This is a genomic window from Lentzea terrae (genome assembly GCF_003265345.1).
In the GTDB taxonomy this organism is placed as follows: Bacteria; Actinomycetota; Actinomycetes; order Mycobacteriales; family Pseudonocardiaceae; genus Lentzea; species Lentzea terrae.
In genome coordinates, this window is record NZ_QFWW01000001.1 from 179264 (window position 1) to 195946 (window position 16683).

Annotated in this window: 14 protein-coding genes and 1 tRNA gene; 4 read left to right on the forward strand and 11 right to left on the reverse strand. The window is 70.1% G+C overall.

Annotated features, from left to right (window positions below; translation table 11 throughout):
• The first annotated feature begins 70 nt into the window (after nucleotides 1-70).
• Both DI276_RS00790 and DI276_RS00795 read left to right on the forward strand, forming a co-directional pair.
• Nucleotides 71-1402, forward strand: a complete 1332-nt coding sequence (locus tag DI276_RS00790) for a glycosyl hydrolase family 18 protein (protein ID WP_112261296.1) — start codon at nucleotides 71-73, stop codon at nucleotides 1400-1402.
• 50 nt (nucleotides 1403-1452) lie between these two features.
• On the forward strand, nucleotides 1453-2349 hold the full coding sequence (locus tag DI276_RS00795) for a 5'-nucleotidase (RefSeq protein ID WP_112261297.1): 897 nt from the start codon (nucleotides 1453-1455) through the stop codon (nucleotides 2347-2349).
• On the opposite strand, the gene DI276_RS00800 is transcribed toward DI276_RS00795, so the two are convergent.
• The 7 genes from DI276_RS00800 to DI276_RS49645 form a co-directional block, all read right to left on the reverse strand.
• Nucleotides 2312-2785 (reverse strand): hypothetical protein, encoded by a 474-nt coding sequence (locus DI276_RS00800; protein WP_198680383.1) that lies wholly within the window; start codon nucleotides 2783-2785, stop codon nucleotides 2312-2314. The genes DI276_RS00795 and DI276_RS00800 overlap by 38 nt on opposite strands.
• A gap of 2 nt (nucleotides 2786-2787) precedes the next feature.
• Nucleotides 2788-2997, reverse strand: a complete 210-nt coding sequence (locus tag DI276_RS50685; RefSeq protein WP_112261299.1) for a DUF2625 family protein — start codon at nucleotides 2995-2997, stop codon at nucleotides 2788-2790.
• Nucleotides 2998-3064: 67 nt separating this feature from the next.
• Nucleotides 3065-3325 carry a DUF2625 family protein gene (locus DI276_RS50690; protein ID WP_198680384.1) on the reverse strand — a complete coding sequence of 87 codons (261 nt, stop codon included), beginning with the start codon at nucleotides 3323-3325 and terminating at the stop codon, nucleotides 3065-3067.
• Nucleotides 3326-3384: 59 nt separating this feature from the next.
• Complete coding sequence (locus DI276_RS00815) at nucleotides 3385-8853, reverse strand: ATP-binding protein (protein ID WP_112261301.1); 5469 nt, start codon at nucleotides 8851-8853, stop codon at nucleotides 3385-3387.
• Between the two features lie 160 nt (nucleotides 8854-9013).
• Nucleotides 9014-10231, reverse strand: a complete 1218-nt coding sequence (locus DI276_RS00820) for an MFS transporter (RefSeq protein ID WP_112261302.1) — start codon at nucleotides 10229-10231, stop codon at nucleotides 9014-9016.
• Nucleotides 10232-10241: 10 nt separating this feature from the next.
• Entirely contained in the window at nucleotides 10242-10733 is a 492-nt protein-coding gene (locus tag DI276_RS00825; RefSeq protein ID WP_112261303.1) for a Gmad2 immunoglobulin-like domain-containing protein, read from the reverse strand.
• 77 nt (nucleotides 10734-10810) lie between these two features.
• Nucleotides 10811-10894: transfer RNA gene (locus DI276_RS49645), tRNA-Tyr, on the reverse strand.
• Nucleotides 10895-10986: 92 nt separating this feature from the next.
• Here DI276_RS49645 and DI276_RS00830 point away from each other — a divergent pair.
• Nucleotides 10987-13587 (forward strand): ATP-binding protein, encoded by a 2601-nt coding sequence (locus DI276_RS00830; RefSeq protein ID WP_198680385.1) that lies wholly within the window; start codon nucleotides 10987-10989, stop codon nucleotides 13585-13587.
• Between the two features lie 49 nt (nucleotides 13588-13636).
• Nucleotides 13637-13912 (forward strand): hypothetical protein, encoded by a 276-nt coding sequence (locus DI276_RS00835; RefSeq protein ID WP_112261304.1) that lies wholly within the window; start codon nucleotides 13637-13639, stop codon nucleotides 13910-13912.
• Nucleotides 13913-14081: 169 nt separating this feature from the next.
• On the opposite strand, the gene DI276_RS00840 is transcribed toward DI276_RS00835, so the two are convergent.
• The 4 genes from DI276_RS00840 to DI276_RS00855 are packed head-to-tail and all read right to left on the reverse strand — an operon-like array spanning nucleotide 14082 to nucleotide 16670.
• Complete coding sequence (locus DI276_RS00840; RefSeq protein WP_112261305.1) at nucleotides 14082-14558, reverse strand: TspO/MBR family protein; 477 nt, start codon at nucleotides 14556-14558, stop codon at nucleotides 14082-14084.
• Entirely contained in the window at nucleotides 14555-14851 is a 297-nt protein-coding gene (locus DI276_RS00845) for a hypothetical protein (protein WP_112261306.1), read from the reverse strand. The genes DI276_RS00840 and DI276_RS00845 overlap by 4 nt, the downstream gene beginning before the upstream one ends.
• A 10-nt stretch (nucleotides 14852-14861) precedes the next feature.
• Nucleotides 14862-15647: a MerR family transcriptional regulator gene (locus DI276_RS00850; RefSeq protein WP_198680386.1), complete on the reverse strand. Its 786-nt coding sequence runs from the start codon at nucleotides 15645-15647 to the stop codon at nucleotides 14862-14864.
• Nucleotides 15648-15692: 45 nt separating this feature from the next.
• Complete coding sequence (locus tag DI276_RS00855) at nucleotides 15693-16670, reverse strand: aldo/keto reductase (RefSeq protein ID WP_232836363.1); 978 nt, start codon at nucleotides 16668-16670, stop codon at nucleotides 15693-15695.
• Nucleotides 16671-16683: the final 13 nt, after the last annotated feature.

Consider the following 16683-nt stretch of genomic DNA (forward strand, 5'->3'; position numbering starts at 1 on the left):
TTCCGCACAACCGGTCTAGACCACTAACGTCGCTGTGGGCGCACGACGAAAGTGGAAGGCAACCCCTGCAATGCGTTCACTCCGATCTCGCCTCGGTGCCGTCAGCCTCGCGCTGGCCGCAGCCGCAGCGACCATGACGGTCAGCGCGCCCGCCGCGCAGGCCGCGTATCCCCCCGGTTTCAAGAGCGTCGGCTACCAGCCCTCGTGGTCCAGCAACGTCAGCACCATCCCGTACAACAAGCTCACGCACATCAACTACGCGTTCGTGCTGCCGAACGCGAACGGCACGCTCCAGGGCGTCCCGGAACCCGGCAGGCTGCAACAGCTGGTGAGCCTCGGCCACCAGAACGGCGTGAAGGTCTCGCTCGCGGTCGGCGGCTGGAACAACGGCAACGACGACAACTTCGAGATCCTGGCCGCCAACGCGAACAGCCGCACCACGTTCGTGAACGCCCTGATCAACGTCGTCAACCAGTACAACCTCGACGGCGTCGACATGGACTGGGAGTACCCGGACCCCGGCGTCGAGGGCGACAACTTCACCCTGCTGATGCGGCAGCTGGGCGACGCGCTGCACAGCAGGGGCAAGCTGCTCACGGCCGCCGTCGTCAGCGAAGGCCCCGTGGCGAACGGCGTGCAACCGGCGGTGTTCGGCATCGTCGACTGGCTGAACATCATGGCCTACGACGGCGGCAGCCCGCACGCGAACTACGACTGGTCGATCAACAGCGTCAACTTCTGGAAGAACCGCGGCCTGCCGGCGAGCAAAGCCGTGCTCGGCGTGCCGTTCTACAGCCGGCCGACCTACATCTCCTACCGCGACCTCGTCGCGCAGGACCCGGCCAACGCCAACCGCGACTGCTACAACGGCAACTGCTACAACGGTTTGCCGACGATCCGGCGCAAGACGACGTGGGCGCTGTCCAACGCGGGCGGCATCATGAACTGGGAGCTCTCCCAGGACACCACCGGCGGCAACAGTCTGCTCAACGCCATCTGGGAAACCGCGTCCGGCGGCACTCCCCCACCGACCGGCCGCACGATCGTCGGCTACGGCGGCAAGTGCGTCGACGTGGCGGGCGCGAACTCGGCCAACGGCACCGCGGTGCAGCTCTGGACCTGCAACGGCACCAACGCCCAGCAGTGGTCCCGCAACGGCAACACCGTCCGCGCGCTGGGCAAGTGCCTCGACGCGTCCGGTACGGCCAACGGCGCGGTCACGCAGCTGTGGGACTGCACCGGCGCGGGCAACCAGCAGTGGACCGCGGAGGCCAACGGCCAGCTGCGCAACGTGGGCTCGGGAAGATGCCTCGACGCCACCGGCCCGAGTTCGGCCGACGGCACCAGGCTGCAGCTCTGGGACTGTGCCGGCACCGCCAACCAGCGGTGGACATTCTCGTAGGAACCTGTGGACGTGGGCGATGATCGTCGCCCACGTCTACCATCTGGGCTGTGGCCCCCAGCCTGGAGAACCTGCTGGTCGTAGGTGTCGCGTCGAGCGCGCTGTTCGACCTGTCCGCCTCCCACGCCGTGTTCTCCACCGAGGGCGAGGACGCCTACCGCGCGTACCAGGAAGCGCACCTCGACGAGCCGTTCGCGCCCGGCGTCGCGTTCCCGTTCATCCGCCGGCTGCTGCAGCTCAACTCGCTCGGGCCGCTGGTCGAGGTGATCGTGCTGTCGCGCAACTCCCCCGACACCGGGCTGCGCATCCTGCGATCGGCCGCACACCACGGCCTGACGATGACGCGGGCGATCTTCACCGAGGGCCGGGCGCCGCACGAGTTCATGCCAGCGTTGAACATGTCGTTGTTCTTGTCGGCGCACGAGAACGACGTCCGCAAGGCGACCGCGGCCGGGCTGCCCGCCGGCCAGGTGCTCAAGTCGTCCTTTCGGGACGACGACGATCCGGCGCTAAGGATCGCGTTCGACTTCGACGGGGTGCTGGCCGACGACGCGGCCGAGCGGATCTACCAGTCCGGCGGGCTCGACCAGTTCCAGCAGCACGAGGCCACGAACGTGGTGACGCCGCTGGATCCCGGGCCGTTGCGGAACTTCCTCGCCGGGATCAACCGGATTCAGCGGGTGGCTGAGGACCGCGTCCGGGTTTCGGTGGTCACGGCTCGGTCGGCGCCGGCTCATGAGCGAGCCGTCAACAGCCTCAAGGCTTGGGGATTGACGGTGAACGACGCCTTCTTCCTGGGCGGGCTGAAGAAGGGGCCGATCCTGGACGTGCTGAAGCCGCACATCTTCTTCGACGACCAGCGCGGGCACCTGATCGACACCGTGCCGTGCGTGCACATCCCGTTCGGGGTCACGAACGAGAGCGCAGACGGTCGATCTCCGCGGTGAGCTCGGCCCGGAGGTCGTCGTGGTCTGGTCCGAGCGCGGTCGCCGGATCGGACCAGCGCTCGACCGGGTACAGCCACACCGGCCGGCCGACGATCTCCGGTGGCTCCCAGTCGTAGCGCGGCCAGACGTGGGCGTGCAGGTACGGGTCCGTGTTGCCGAGGATCTCCAGGTTGACCCGCCGGAATCCGGCGTCGCGGCGGGCGCAGACCAGTTCGACGGCTTCGCCCAGCAGGTCCATGTCGGCCAGGAACTCCGCACGCCGGTGCCGGGGCAGATCGGTCAGCCGCTGGACGTCCGGGGTGTCCACGAGCAGAACGCAGTAGCCGGGCAGCCACTGGACGTCGCCGATGTTCGCGAAGCCCGCGCTGAGACGGCGCAGCACGGTGGGGTTCTCGTCGCGCAACGACGAGCCGATCCGGTCCCGCTTCCAGTCCATGCTCACACCTCTCCGAGCGGGCCGGGCGCGGCGAGGCCGAACTGCCCGGCGAAGTCGACCTGGAACGACAGCTGGTCGCGCAACGGCACGGCGCTGCGCGTGGTGCCGGCGACGTTCTCCGCGCTCTCCTTGGAGAACAGCGGTGGCCACATGGTGATCACGGAACGCATGCCGAGTGCCGCCACCTCCGTTTGCCAGCCAGGCCAGAACATGTCGGCGCGAAGTAGACGACCTGACCCGGCTCACCAGGCCGGCCGTACGCCGTGCAGTCCATGCCGTTCAACGCGAGCACACCGCCGAGCACGGCTCGGCCCCCGATCCGCCGTACACGCGCAACCAGCCGTGGTGCAGCAACAACCCACCGCTGTTCAATGTCACCGCGCCCAGCAACGACCGCGCGGTCACCTGCAGCTGCAGCAACGTCGCACGACACGCCTCGGAATCCGGCGGCAGCACGACGTGATCCACCTCGGCCAACGCCTCGGTCACGACCGGCCAGCCGGGATCGTCCACATCGACGAGTTCAACGATGGACCGCAACAAATCCCCCAATGCAAAGGAGCCCGGCCGCAAGACCGGGCTCCCTCACAACCTAGCAACTACGAGCGGGCGAGACCGTCCTCGATCGCCTTGATGATCGCCGGACGGAGCTCGGCAGCCGAGATGATCGCGTCCACCGAACCGACCTCGACCGCGCGCTGCACGCTGTGCACCCGGTCGAACTCGGCGGCCATCTCGTTCAGCTTCTCGGTCCGCACTGACTGCCGCGTCGCGGTCAGCTCGGCGGTCAGCGCCGCGCGCTCGGCACCCTGAGCCTCGAACACCGAGGCCTCCAGCTTCTTCACGCGCGGGTCGTTGGCGGTGCGGCCGTCGACCTCGCGGGCGAACACCACGGCCGCGGCGGGGGCGCCGCCGATGACCGAGGCGAAGGAGCCCTCGACCGCGAGCACGGTCATCGACGGGTTCAGGGCCTTCGAGAAGACCACGAACGCGCCGCCGTGGTAGCGCGAGATCACGCAGAACACGATCGGGCCTGCGAAGTTGACGATCGCGCGGCCGATCTCGGCGCCGTACTCGAGCTGCAGCTCGCGCATCGACTCCGGGGAGCCGTCGAAGCCGGACAGGTTCGCCAGCACGACGAGAGGGCGGTTGCCCGAGGCCGCGTTGATCGCGCGGGCCGCCTTCTTCGACGACTTCGGGAACAGCGTGCCCGCCGTGTAGGTGTCCGGGCCGTCAGTGGGCGGGAAGCCGGTGCGGGCCACGCCGCGCGACTCGATGCCCAGCAACGTCACCGGGATGCCGCCGAGGTGCACGTCCTGGACGACGGCGGTGTCGGCGTCGGCCATGCCCGCCCAGCGCTCCAGGACGTCGTGGTCCTGGTCGGACAGCGCGCGCATGACCGTGCGGATGTCGAACGGCTTCTTGCGGTCCGGGTTCGACTCGACCGAGAAGATCTCGCCGACCGTGGTGAACGGGCTGTCGCCGACGACGTGCGGGTAACCGGAGACATCGCGATCAGACGGGTCCGAAGTGGACACTCGGCGCGGCGAGGACTCACCGGGCGCGATGTAGCTGTGCTCGTAGTGTGCCAGCAGCACGTCGAACGCCGCCCGCAGGTTCGGGGCCCAGTACTGCGCCTGGCCGTTCGGGCCCATGACGCGGTCGTAGCCGCCGATGCCGTAGTTGTCCTCCGCCGAGACGCCGCCGGAGAAGTCCAGCGCCTGCTTGCCGGTCAGCACCATGGCCGAGTCCGGCGTCATGACCAGGATGCCCTTGGTGTGCATGAGCATCGTGGCCTCGGCGTTCCAGTACGGCTGGGCGCCGACGTTGATGCCGTTGACCACCACGTTGATCTCGCCACCGGCCTGGGTGAACTCGACGATCCGCTTCAGCGCGGCCGCGACCCAGTCCATGTTCTCGACGCCGGAGCTCATCGAGATCTTGGCGCCGGACGAGAGCGAGAACCACTCCAGCGGAACGGAAAGCGAGGAAGCCAGGTCCAGCGCGTGGATCACCCGCGAGCACTCGGGCTCGGCCAGCGCACCCAGCGACTTGGTCGGGTCGCCGAGCAGCACGACGCGCTTCATGCCCTCGGGGTAGGCCGGCGTGGGCGTCGTCACCACACCGACGACGATGCCCGCCTTGTTGCCACCGCGTGGACGGTCGACCGGCACCAAAGATCCATCGACGAGGTCGTGCTCCACAAAAGAGCCGCCGTCGCCGACGAGCATGTCGACCAGCTCGTACGGGTAGATCGTGCCGCGCGACTGGGCGCGCAGGACGTTCTGGCGGTAGTCGTCGAGCGGCTGGATCGGCTCGGTCGGCGGCTGCACGAACGAGAACGAGACGCCGGCGCCCGCGTCGTTGGCGATCCGCACGCCGATGTCGGTCAGCTCACCGGTCTCGCTGTCCTTGCGGCGCGCGAGGAACAGGACCTCTTCCAGGTCGAGGCCGGTCGTGGTCGGCAGCACGCGCTGAGCCACCGCGTCGAGGTCCTTCGAGGACAGGTCGGTCGGCGGCCACGCATAGAGCACGACCCGGTTGGTGGCCAGGCGGGTCCGGCCACCGGCCTGCGCACGAGCCCGGCGAATGGCGTCCAGGCAGGCGGCGAGCATGTCCTCGGCGGCGGGCAGCGCGACGATCCGGCCCTCGTCGTCCCGCAACGGGGTCAGGTCGCGCACCTGGCCGAGAGCGACGAGACGCTCGTCGGACTTGTTCGACTTGGCCACCGCGCGGAACAGGTAGACGTCCTCGTCCACGGAGGGCAGGCGCTTGAGGTCGAACTCCCGCAACCGCTCCAGCTGCATGCGTTCGGCGATGCGCGGGTGCAGCCCGCGCACCAGCCTCTCCTCGGCGAACCCGTTGGAGGACGGGCGGAACGTGAAGTGGTGGTGCATCGACTCGCCGCGCCGACCGGCCACCGTGGTGGTGATGCGGGTGATCGTCGGCGGCAGCTGGTGCGCGGCGAGCGCGGCACCCAGACCGGCGGCCAGCTCGTCCTGGTCGGACGGACCGTCGGGCCAGTTGACGTAGAGGTCCGCGACGACCGCGCTTCCGTTGCCGTGCTTGACCACCTCGCCGACGGCCTCCGACAGCGCCGGGAACTCCACCGCGGTCGAGACCAGACGAGTCTTCTCCGGTGCGTTCTCCGCGATGAAGAACGCACCCGTGAGACGCGGGTTCTCCAGCGCCTTCTTCGTGTAGTAGCGGCGGGCCAGCACCTCCAGCAACGGGGTGTTGTCCGCGCCGGGCTTGCCGATGCGCTGACCCAGCAGGCGCACCAGCGGTTCCGCGGAGGCCACCATCGCCGCGATCCGCTCCTCGCGGTCCGAAGCCTGGGGCTGCGCGTCGAGGTGGATCAGGTGCTTGCGGACCTCGCTGTGCACGCGGGCGCGGTTGCGGCGCACCAACGGCTGCGCGAACCAGGTGAACACGACGCTGCGGGCCAGGTCGGCCACCGCCGGGTAGCGGACCTGCGTCGCGGCGACGATGTGCTCCAGCACCAGGCCGATCTGGACCTGCTCGGACTCGACCGGCGGCGCCTCCTGCACCCACTGGCGCAGCAGGGTGGTCGCGACGGCCGCGTCGAACACACCGCGGCGCAGCGCCACGAAGATGCGGAAGACGGCCTGCTCCAGCTCGGGCGTGCGGTCGAGCTCGGTGATGCCGTAGTGGCCGATCACGTTCTGCAGGCGGGCGCGGAACCCGGCCGGCAGCGCGGCGCGGTCGGCGTCCAGCGTCTTCAGGTAGGTGTGGAAGTGCTCGCGCGGAGAGTGGATGTGGTTCTCCGGCTTGGTCTCCTCACCGGCGGGGCGGTTGCGCGAGAGGTCGCACAGGTCGGCGAAGATGCCGAGCAGCTGGGCCTCTGCGACGAGCGGCCGCTCCATCAGGTCGTGCCGCGCGCCCATGTAGTTCGACAGCACCCGCTCGGTGTCGGCGGCCGTGGTGTCGAAGCCCAGCAACAGGTTCCGCAGGTCGTCGAGACCGCGGGCGACGAGCTCCTCCGGGTGGACGTCGGTGCGCGGCGCGGGCAGCTCCAGCTCGACCGTCGACTCGGACTTCTGGACCTCGACGGCGTCGGCCGCGTCCTCGATCTCTTCGAGCTTCAGCAACGCGCCACCGGCGGGCACCTGCGTGCCAACGACGACGTTGAGCTCCTTCAACCGCGCCCGGAACGGCGCGCGCAGCACCGTCTCCATCTTCATCGCTTCGAGCACGAGAACGGGCGCACCGGCCTCGACCTCGGCGCCGACCTCCAGCGGGGTCGCGACGACCAGCGCGGGCATCGGCGAGCGGAGCACACCGCCCTCGTCACGGGTGACGCGGTGGGTGACGCCGTCGACCTCGACCTGGTGCACGGGACCGTGCGTGCCGGTGACGACGCGGAACCGCGTGCCGTTGACGGTGATCGTGCCGACGTGGTGGTCGAACCGCTCGACGTCGACGTCACCGGTCAGGACGACATCGGAATCGGCGGCCGCCACACCGACGCGGTACTTCGCGGCACCGACGCGGGCGACGTTCACGACGTAGGGCTGGCCGCGCAGCACGAACTCCAGCTTGCGCGCGCCCTCGTGGTTCGTGCGCGGCTGGCCACCGCGAGCGGACGCCAGCAGCTGGGTGAGGTTGATGTGCTCCTCGTCCTCGTACACCTCGATGCCGGCGGCGGCCAGCGCGATCGCGGAGTGGCGGTGCGAGACCAGGCCACCCTCGGCGCGGACGCGGTCGATCCACGAGGTGTCGGCGGAGCCGTCGATCACGGCGGGCTCGTCGAGCAGGTCCAGCACGAAGCTCTTGTTCGTCGTGCCGCCCTCGATGATCACCGTCGTCTCGGCCATGGCGCGGCGCAGCTTGCCGAGCGCCTCGTCGCGGTCGCGGCCGTACGCGATGATCTTCGCGATCATCGAGTCGAAGTCGGACGGGATCTGCGAGCCCTCGGCCACACCGGTGTCGACGCGGATGCCGGGGCCGGCGGGCAGTTCCAGCCGGACGATCGTGCCGGGGCACGGCGCGAAGTCGCGGTCCGGGTCTTCGGCGTTCAGGCGGGCCTCGACGGCGTGGCCGAGCTCCTGCGGCTTCGCACCTTCGAGCTTGCCGCCACCAGCGACGTGCAGCTGCGCCTTGACCAGGTCGAAGCCCGTGGTGATCTCGGTGATCGGGTGCTCGACCTGCAGGCGGGTGTTGACCTCCAGGAACGCGAAGAGCTTCTCACCGGGGTGGTAGAGGAACTCGACGGTGCACGCGCCGCGGTAGCCCACCGCGTTCGCGAGCCGTTCCGCCGACGCCTTCAGGTCGTCGACCTGCGCGGGCTCCAGCACGCAGGACGCCGACTCCTCGATGATCTTCTGGTTGCGCCGCTGCACCGAGCAGTCGCGGACGCCGAGCGCCCACGCCGTGCCCTGGCCGTCGGCGATGACCTGCACCTCGACGTGCCGGGCGCCGGTGACCAGGCGCTCCAGGAACATCACGCCGGAGCCGAACGCGCGCGCGGCCTCCTGGCTGGTGCGGTCGAAGTTCTCCTCCAGCTCCTCCGGCGAGGTGATCTTGCGGATGCCGCGGCCACCACCACCGGCGGTCGCCTTCAGCATCAACGGGTAGGTGACCTCCTCGGCCACCTTCAGCGCGTGCTCGAGGTTCTCGACGGCGCCGCGCGACCACGGCGCGACGGGAACGCCGACCTCCTCGGCGATCAGCTTCGAGCCGATCTTGTCACCGAGCTTGCGCATGGCCTCGGCGGACGGGCCGACGAACGTGACGCCGACCTTCTCGCACAGCTCGGCGAACTCGGGGATCTCGGCGACGAAGCCCCACCCGACCCACGCGGCGTCGGCCTTCGTCTCGACGAGAGCCTGCTCCAGCACCTTCAGGTCGAGGTACGGACGGTCAGCCGCCAGGCCGAGGTTGTAGGCGAGGTCGGCTTCCCGGACGAAGGGCGCCGACTTGTCGACATCGGTGTACAGGGCGACGGTCTCGATCCGTTCCCCTGACTCGGCGGCGAGCTCACGGACGGCGTGGATCAGCCGCATTGCGGCTTCCCCGCGGTTGACGATCGCTACACGACTGAACAACGACTTGACTCCTCGCGGACGCACAAACCTCAGCGGCAGTCGCCGCTCAATCGATGTACACACTCTCGTCTACTACCCGGTAGGAAAACCGCTAGATCGAAGCGAGTTGAGCAGCGTGCTTTGTATGAAACCAACAAGCAACCAGGTCCTCGGCACAGGATCACTTGAGCCCGTGGCCCAACTCACCACCCGGTTCCGGCTTCATCTGCGACCACCCGACCGCGGCGGCGAACACGAGCGGTAGCGCTGTGATCACCAAAGCGGCTTTCACGGACAGCGCGTCGGCCAGAACTCCCCCGGCGAGCGCGCCGATGGGCTGCCCGACTCCGAAGGTCACCATGCGCCCCACCAGGTTCACCCTGCCCTGCAAGCGGTCCGGAGTCGCCAGCTGACGCACCGTCAACCCGTTGACGATCACGATCGTCGAGGTCAGCCCCCACAACGCCGTGCTGAGCACCGCGAGGCACCACTGGTCCGCCCCCACCAGCAACGTCAGCACGCCCACCCCGGCGGACAGCCCGACCGTCGTGACGTGCCGGGGCGAGCAGACGTCGCTGATCCTGGGCATGACCACGGTCGCGGCGAACGAGCCCGCGGCCAGTGCGCTGAACAGCACCCCGATCCGCGCATCGGTCTCCGGCACGTCGAAAACCCGGTAGGCGTAGACGACGATGAGACCCGTCACCGCGCCGCCCGCGATCGCTTGACCGACACCCAAGGCCGTGAAAAGCCGAACTGTCGGTTCCCTCCACAAAAACTCGAGTCCTTCCCGGATGTCCGCTTTGAGGGAGGTGCGCGGCCGTCTCGTTTGGTTCAGAGGCCGCAGGATCATCCGGACGAACACGGCGGACACGGCGAAGCTGACCGCGTCGAGCGCCATCGTGCCCGCCGGGCCGATGACCGCGATCAGCACGCCGGCGACGGACGGTGCCGCCATGTGCACAGCGGTCGCGGCACTCCAGATCGCGCTGTTGGCGCGCACGAGGTTGGCGCTGCCGACGAGCGCCGGCACGGCCCCGAAGTTGGCCGCGTCGAACCACACGTTCACGCTCGCCACGCCCGCCGCGACCAGCAGGAGGTGCAGCGGGGTCAGCCCGTCGACGGCGGCCGCGACGGGCACGCTCGCCAGGAGCGCGGCGCTGACCAGGTCCGTGACGACCATGACCGTGCGCCGGTGCATGCGGTCGACGAGCGCGCCCGCGGGCAACCCGAACACGAGGTACGGCGCGGCGGTCAGGGCCGCGAGCGCTCCCGTGTGCACGGCGCTGCCGGTGAGCGAGTACATGAGGACGGGCAGCGCGACGCCCGACACCGCGGACCCCGCCGTCGAGACCACCCTGGCGAGCCAGAGCTTCCCGAACTCGCGATCAGCCCACAACGTCCTGGGTTCAGGATTGCGGAACTCTGATCACATCCCCGGGGTGGATCACGTTGGGGTCCGTGATGACGTGCGGGTTCGCGCGGACCAGCCGGGTGTAGAGGTTGCCGGCGCCGTAGAAGTGCGTGGCGATGGCCCACAACGAGTCACCGGGCTTGATCGTGTACTCCTGGTAGACGCGGTAGCCGGGCACGATCCGCGGCCCGTACACGACGGGCACGATGACCTTGTCGAGCTCCTCGCCGTCCTTGGGCGACACCCAGAACACCTCGACGAAGAGCCGGTCGAGCGCGAACGACGCACCGGACACGTCGATGCTGACCTGGAACTGGCCGTGGCCGCCGACCCCGTCGCCCGCCATGAACCCGCCGGTGACCTCGTCGTGGCCCTCGTGGATCCGGTAGTTGAAGTGCGCCTCGAACGCGCCGCCCGCGGTGCCGGCGATCTGGACCTGGCTGCCGACCAGGCCGAGCGGGCGCGGTTGCTGAACATCGATGGACATGTGACCCCCTTCTTCCCTTAGTAGGTCGTGAGGAGGAAGAGGGTCGTTGCCGGGAGTCACCCCAGTGGCGCAACGGCTGGTGGTGGAGGACGGAGTCGAACCGCCTTTGCGCGTGGCTCCCGTTTTACAGACGGGCGGGGCTCCACAGCCCCATCTCCACCATTGTTTCAACGCATTTTCTGCGGCTCTGAGCTGCAGTGATGCCAGTATCTTGACGTTGCGCGCGGGTTCGGTTCAACCGATTATTCGAAACGTGGATCCTGGTGCGAGCGATATCCGGGACGTGCAGGTGGTCGGGCGGAGCCGCGAGCTCGCGATGGTGCGGTCGTGGGTGGCGGCGGAGACGGGCGGGCTGGTGCTGTGCGGCGGCGAGCCCGGCATCGGCAAGACCCGGCTCGCCCAGGAGCTGGCCGGCTACGCGCTCGCGGCAGGTCGTGAGGTCGTGTGGGGGCACTGCGTCGAAACCTCGGGCGCACCAGCGTTCTGGCCGTGGCGGCAGGTCCTGAAGGCGGCGGGCGCCGACCCGGACGCGGTGCTCGCGCACGACGCCGAAGTGCCGCAGGACCGGTTCCGGGTGTTCGACGCGATCGCGTCCGCGCTGGACCGTCCCGGCCTGGTGATCATCGTGGAGGACGTGCACTGGGCGGACCAGGCGTCGTTGCTCGTGCTCGCGCACCTCGCCACCCAGCTGCGCACGGTGCTGATCTTCGCGACGTTCCGGGATCCGTGCCCGGCCGTCGCCGACCTCATGCGGTCGGCCGTCCGGATCGACCTGCACGGGCTGTCGGCGCAGGAGGTCGCCGAGCTGGCCGGACCGGAGCACGCCGCCACGATCATGGACTTGACCAGCGGAAATCCGTTGTTCGTCACGGAGATCGCCCGCGCGGTCGCCGACGGCACGTGGCAGCCGGACCAACCGCCGCGCAGCGTCCAGGACATCGTGACCGCACGGCTCGCCCGGCTCGGTGACGAGGCGCGGGAGCTGATCAAGACGGCCGCGCTGATCGGCCGCGACTTCGACGTCGACCTCGCGGTGGCGGCGTCCGGGGTGCCGATCAGCGCTCTGGACGAGGCCGCGTCGTTGATCGACGCCACCGGCCACCGGTTCGTGCACGCACTGACCAGGGACGCCGTGGAGGCTTCGCTGACCACCGCCGAACGCCGGACGATCCACCGCCGGATCGCCGAGACGATGACTTCCAGCACGCACTACGCCGACGTTGCCCGGCACTGGACCGCTTGCGGCGAAACCGGTGAGGCCCGTGCGTGGACCATCCGTGCCGCCGAGGACGCGGTGCGGCGGCTGGCCTACGAGGAAGGCGTCCGGCTTTACCGCGCGGCAGCGTCCATTGAGGACAGCTGCGAGGTTCAGGTGGCGCTGGGCAGAGCCGCGTACTTCGCGGGCGATCTGGCGGCGTGCGTCGACGCCGCCCAGCGCGCGACCGAGCTGGCACGGACGGCCGAGCAGATCGCGGAGGCCGCGCTGGTGCTCGAGGCCGCGCCAGGTGCTGGTGTCAACGCGGTGGCGACTCCGTTGTGCGACAACGCACTGCGCCAGCCGGTCAGTCCCGCCACCCGTGCCCGGCTGCTCGCCCAGCGCAGCCACCTCGCGTTCTACCGCGGCGAACAGCACCGCCTCGACGAGCTCAGCCGCGAGGCACTCCTGCTGGCACGGGACAGCGGCGACGACCGCGCGCTCGCCGAGGCCCTGCACGCCCGGCAGGAGGCCTGCCCCGGTCCATCCGGCCGGGCAGAACGGCTCGGCCTCGCCACCGAGATGATCGACCTGGCCCAGCGGACCCGCAGCCCGCGCGGCACGATGTGGGGCTCGCTGTGGCGAATCCAGGCGTTGATCGAGAACGGTGAACTCGTTGCTGCACAAGAAGAACTCCCCGCCTTGGCGCTCGCCTGCGACCGCGTCGGTGGCCAGGTTCCGCGGTGGCACCTGGAGGTCGTGACGGCATGCCTGGCCCAAGCGCAGGGCCGGTTCGCCGAGGCGCGCGAGGTCGGCCGCCGGGCCTACGACCGCATGCTGGTCATCGAACGCGAACCGGCTTCCGGCGCGTACTTCGCGTTGCAATGCGGGCTGGCGTGCCACCTCGGCCCCACCGAGGACGGCCTGGCGCTGGCCCGCCACTTCCACGACCCGCCACCTCGGTTCCGCCTGATGTCGAAGCTGACGCGGTCGTACCTGTTGCTGCGCGCGGGTTTCCGCGAAGAGGCGCTGGAGTGGTTCCGGCGCGCCGGGCCCGTCGCCGAGTGGGACCTGCCGGCGTTCTTCGTGGTGGCAGGCCTGGTCGACGCCGTGCTCGTCACGTCAGGTCTGGGCCTGCGCGACGACCTCGCCCAGATCCTCCCCCGGCTCGAGGTGTTCCGCGGCGCGCACGCGGCCGGCAACGGCGTCGCCTACATGGGCCCGGTGTCGCTGGCCCTGGGCCGCGGCTACCTCGCGCTGGGCGCCTTCGAGGATGCCGTCCTGGAGCTGAGCACTGCCGTCGACGAGGCTTCCGCGGCCGGCGCCCCGGCGTTCGCGGCGGAGGCCCGCTGGCACCTCGCGGCCGCGTTGCGCGCACTGGGCAAGGACGCCGACGCCGTGCAACGCTCCGCCGACCGCGACATCCGCACGCTCGGGATGACCGCCTTCACCGTGACGGAGCTGAGCAGCCGCGAGCACGAGGTCGCGTCCCTGGTCACCGAAGGCCTGACCAACCGCCAGATCGCCCGCAGGCTCGTGATCTCCGAGCGGACCGCGCAGAACCACGTCCAGCACATCCTGACCAAGCTCGGCTTCAGCACGCGCAGCCAGATCGCGGCGTGGATGAGTACCCGACCGAGTACTCCGGCGGATGGCTGACCAGCGCGAACTTCCTAGGTTTGAGCCACACCCACCAAGGAGGAACACCATGTGGCTCACCATCGCGACCCCGCCCACCCAGTCCCTCGACCAGCTCGACAAGGTGATGGGCTCGTCCACCCCGGACGGTCTGCGCGCTCGCTACGCCTGCCAGGCCGACGGCGAGTTCCGGGTCATCGCCGTCTGGGAGTCGAAGGACCACGCCGACACGTTCTTCCGCGACACGCTCGGCCCGATCCTGGCCCGCGTGCTGGGCCCGGAGCCGTCCGGGGCGCCCGCGGTCACCGGCATGGAGGTGCTGCGGGAGTACGTGCCCGTCAGCTGAGCCCCGCTAGTGGCGTGGCCCAGAACGTTGCCAGGCGAATTCGCGGTCAGACGGGTGCATCGTGGTGCCGCCCCCGCGTCCTCATACCGGACGTATGGGGGCGCGGGGGCGGTGCCGCGAGGCGCCCTGCTGAGCGTGAATTACCCGGCCGTCGTTCTGGGCCACGCCACTAGTTCAACACGGCGATCGACACGTTCAGGGCCCCCGCGAAGCTCACCCACGCCAGATAAGGCACCAGGAGCAACGCGGCGGCCCTGCTGCGCCACCAGAACACGACGACCACCGCGACGATCGCCAGCCACAGCACCACGATCTCGGCGAACGCGACCCCGTACCAGCCGAGCCCGAAGAACAACGGCGTCCACAACGCGTTCAGCACCAGCTGCACCCCGAACAGCGCCAGCTCGCCCCGGCTGGCCCCGCGCCGCCACGCCAGCCAGCCGGACAGCGCGATCAACCCGTACAGGACCGTCCACACCGGACCGAACAGCCAGGCGGGCGGCGCCCAGTCCGGTCGTCGCAGGCCGAGGTACTCCTCCCCCGCCGACACCGAGAACAACGACCCGACAACGGCGGTCACGACCACCGCCGCGACGAACACGAACAGCACGCGCACGGGGTGGTGCCGCAACGGCAACGCGGTCATGAGGAACTCCCGACAGGCAGGGCGCGGACGATGGCGAGCACCGTGGCACGGCTGGGAGCCGCCCGTTCGGCGTCGTCGAGCAGGGACAGTTCGTCGGCCAGCACGGCCTGGCGAAGCTGGTCGAACCGATCGGGCACCTCACGCGCGAGCGCCTCGACCAACCGGCCCCGCAACGCACGTCCGGCGGGGTCGTCGGACGGCAACACGCGCCAGTGCGCGCGCAGGACCCGTTCGGCCACGTCCTCGCCACCGACCGCCCACACGAGGCGGATCATCCGGTCGGCGAGGCCCATGCCCAGGAGTCTAGATTCGATTCAAAATCGTTTCAACAGCACCCGCGAGCGAGTCCACGCGCTGGACACCTCCGGGCAGCGGCACGTCGTCCCATCCCGGCCCCGCGACCAGCACGCCGGCACCCAGCTCCGCCAACGGCACCTGGTCCGCATACGCCCGATCGTGCGCCCACACGACCACGACCTTCGGCTTGAGCCGCCGCACCGCGCTCACCAACGCGGCAGCGGGCACCCGAGCCCCGAGGTTCCGCGCCGCGCGCCCCTGCTCGGCGAGTGCGGCCGCGAGCACGTCCAACGGCAGACTGTGCTGCTCGTCCGGTGCACACGCCAGCAGCACCGACGGCAGCCCCGCCGCGGCCCCCTGCACCCGCATCGCGTCCGAGATGCTGCCGCTCGCCACGTGCTCGACCTCGATACCGGTGGCCGCCGCCGAAACCCGCTCGCCGAGTTCGATGAGAAACGGCATCAGCACCGCGTCCCACGTGTGCACGACACCGTGGCGGGCGATCAGGCCGACGGCCACCCGGCGCATCCTGGCCGCGTCGAGCTGGTCGGCGGCGTCCCAGAAGTCGGGGTCACCGGCGGGCGCCAGGGATGCGGCCGCCGACGCGGGCGCGACCCCCGAGGCGGTCAGCTCGACCATGCGCTTCAGCCGGGCGACGTCGTCGTCGTTGTAGCGGCGGTGCTTGCCCTCGTGCCGGGTGCTGGGGCCGAGGCCGTAGCGGCGGTCCCAGGTGCGCAGGGTCGTGGGCGAGATGCCGAGCATCCGCGCGACCGCGCCGGCACTCCACTCCACCGCTCACCTCCGTTGCAACGATTTTGAATCGTAATGCGCGGAGGGTCAGGCTGCGTTGTCGAGGCGGTGGCGGAGGTCGTCGTCCAGCACCAGGTCGAGCGCGCCGAGACACTCGTCGAGCTGGCTGACCGAGCTGACGCCGAGCACCGGCAGCACCGGCGGCACCGGCGGGTCGCCGCCCAGCAACCAGGCCAGGACCACCTGGTTCGGCGTCGCCCCCAGTTCGGCGGCCACATCGGCCAGCACGGCCAGCCGGCGCCGGCTGTCGTCGTGGTCGTACTGCTCCGGCAACGGCCGGTCGGCGCGGGTGTAGGCACCGGACAGCAGTACCGAGTAGCCGAGCACGGTCAGATCGGGCTCGGTCCGCGCGTAGTCCAGGATCTCGTCGCTGATGTGCGGGTTCGCCCCGAACTCCGCACCCGGACGCGGCCGCAGGTAGGTGTGCCGCTGCTGGACGCACGTGAACTCCGGCAGCCCTTCCGCCCGCGCGATCTGCCGGGCCTGAGCGACGCGCCAAGCCGCGTGGTTGCTGCACCCCGTCACGCGAACCAGGCCGTCGGTCACCAACGACGCGAAGGTGGCCACGGTGTCGTGCAGGAGCGTGCGGCGGTCCTCGATGTGCGCGTAGTACACGTCGAGGTGGTCGGTACCCAGGCGGCGCATGCTGGCCGCGGCCTGCGCGCGCACCACCGCACGGGACAGCCCTTCCGCGTGCTCCGGCCAGGCAGCGCCCGGCGGGTCGGGCAGCGCGCCGACTTTGGTGGCCAGCACGACCCGGTCGCGGACGCCCCGCGACGCGAGCCACCGGCCCAGCAGCTCCTCGCTCTCCACCCCGGTGCCGCCCGGCACCCAGAACGAGTAGGTGTTGGCGGTGTCGATGAACGTGCCGCCCGCCTCGACGAACCGGTCGAGCACGGCGAACGCCTGCTCCTCGGCCACCGTCGTGCCGAAGTACATCGTGCCCAGGCACAGCGCGCTCACGCCGAGTCCCGAGCCACCGTCGGCCAAGATCCGCTCTTGCACGTTTCCCCCCAGA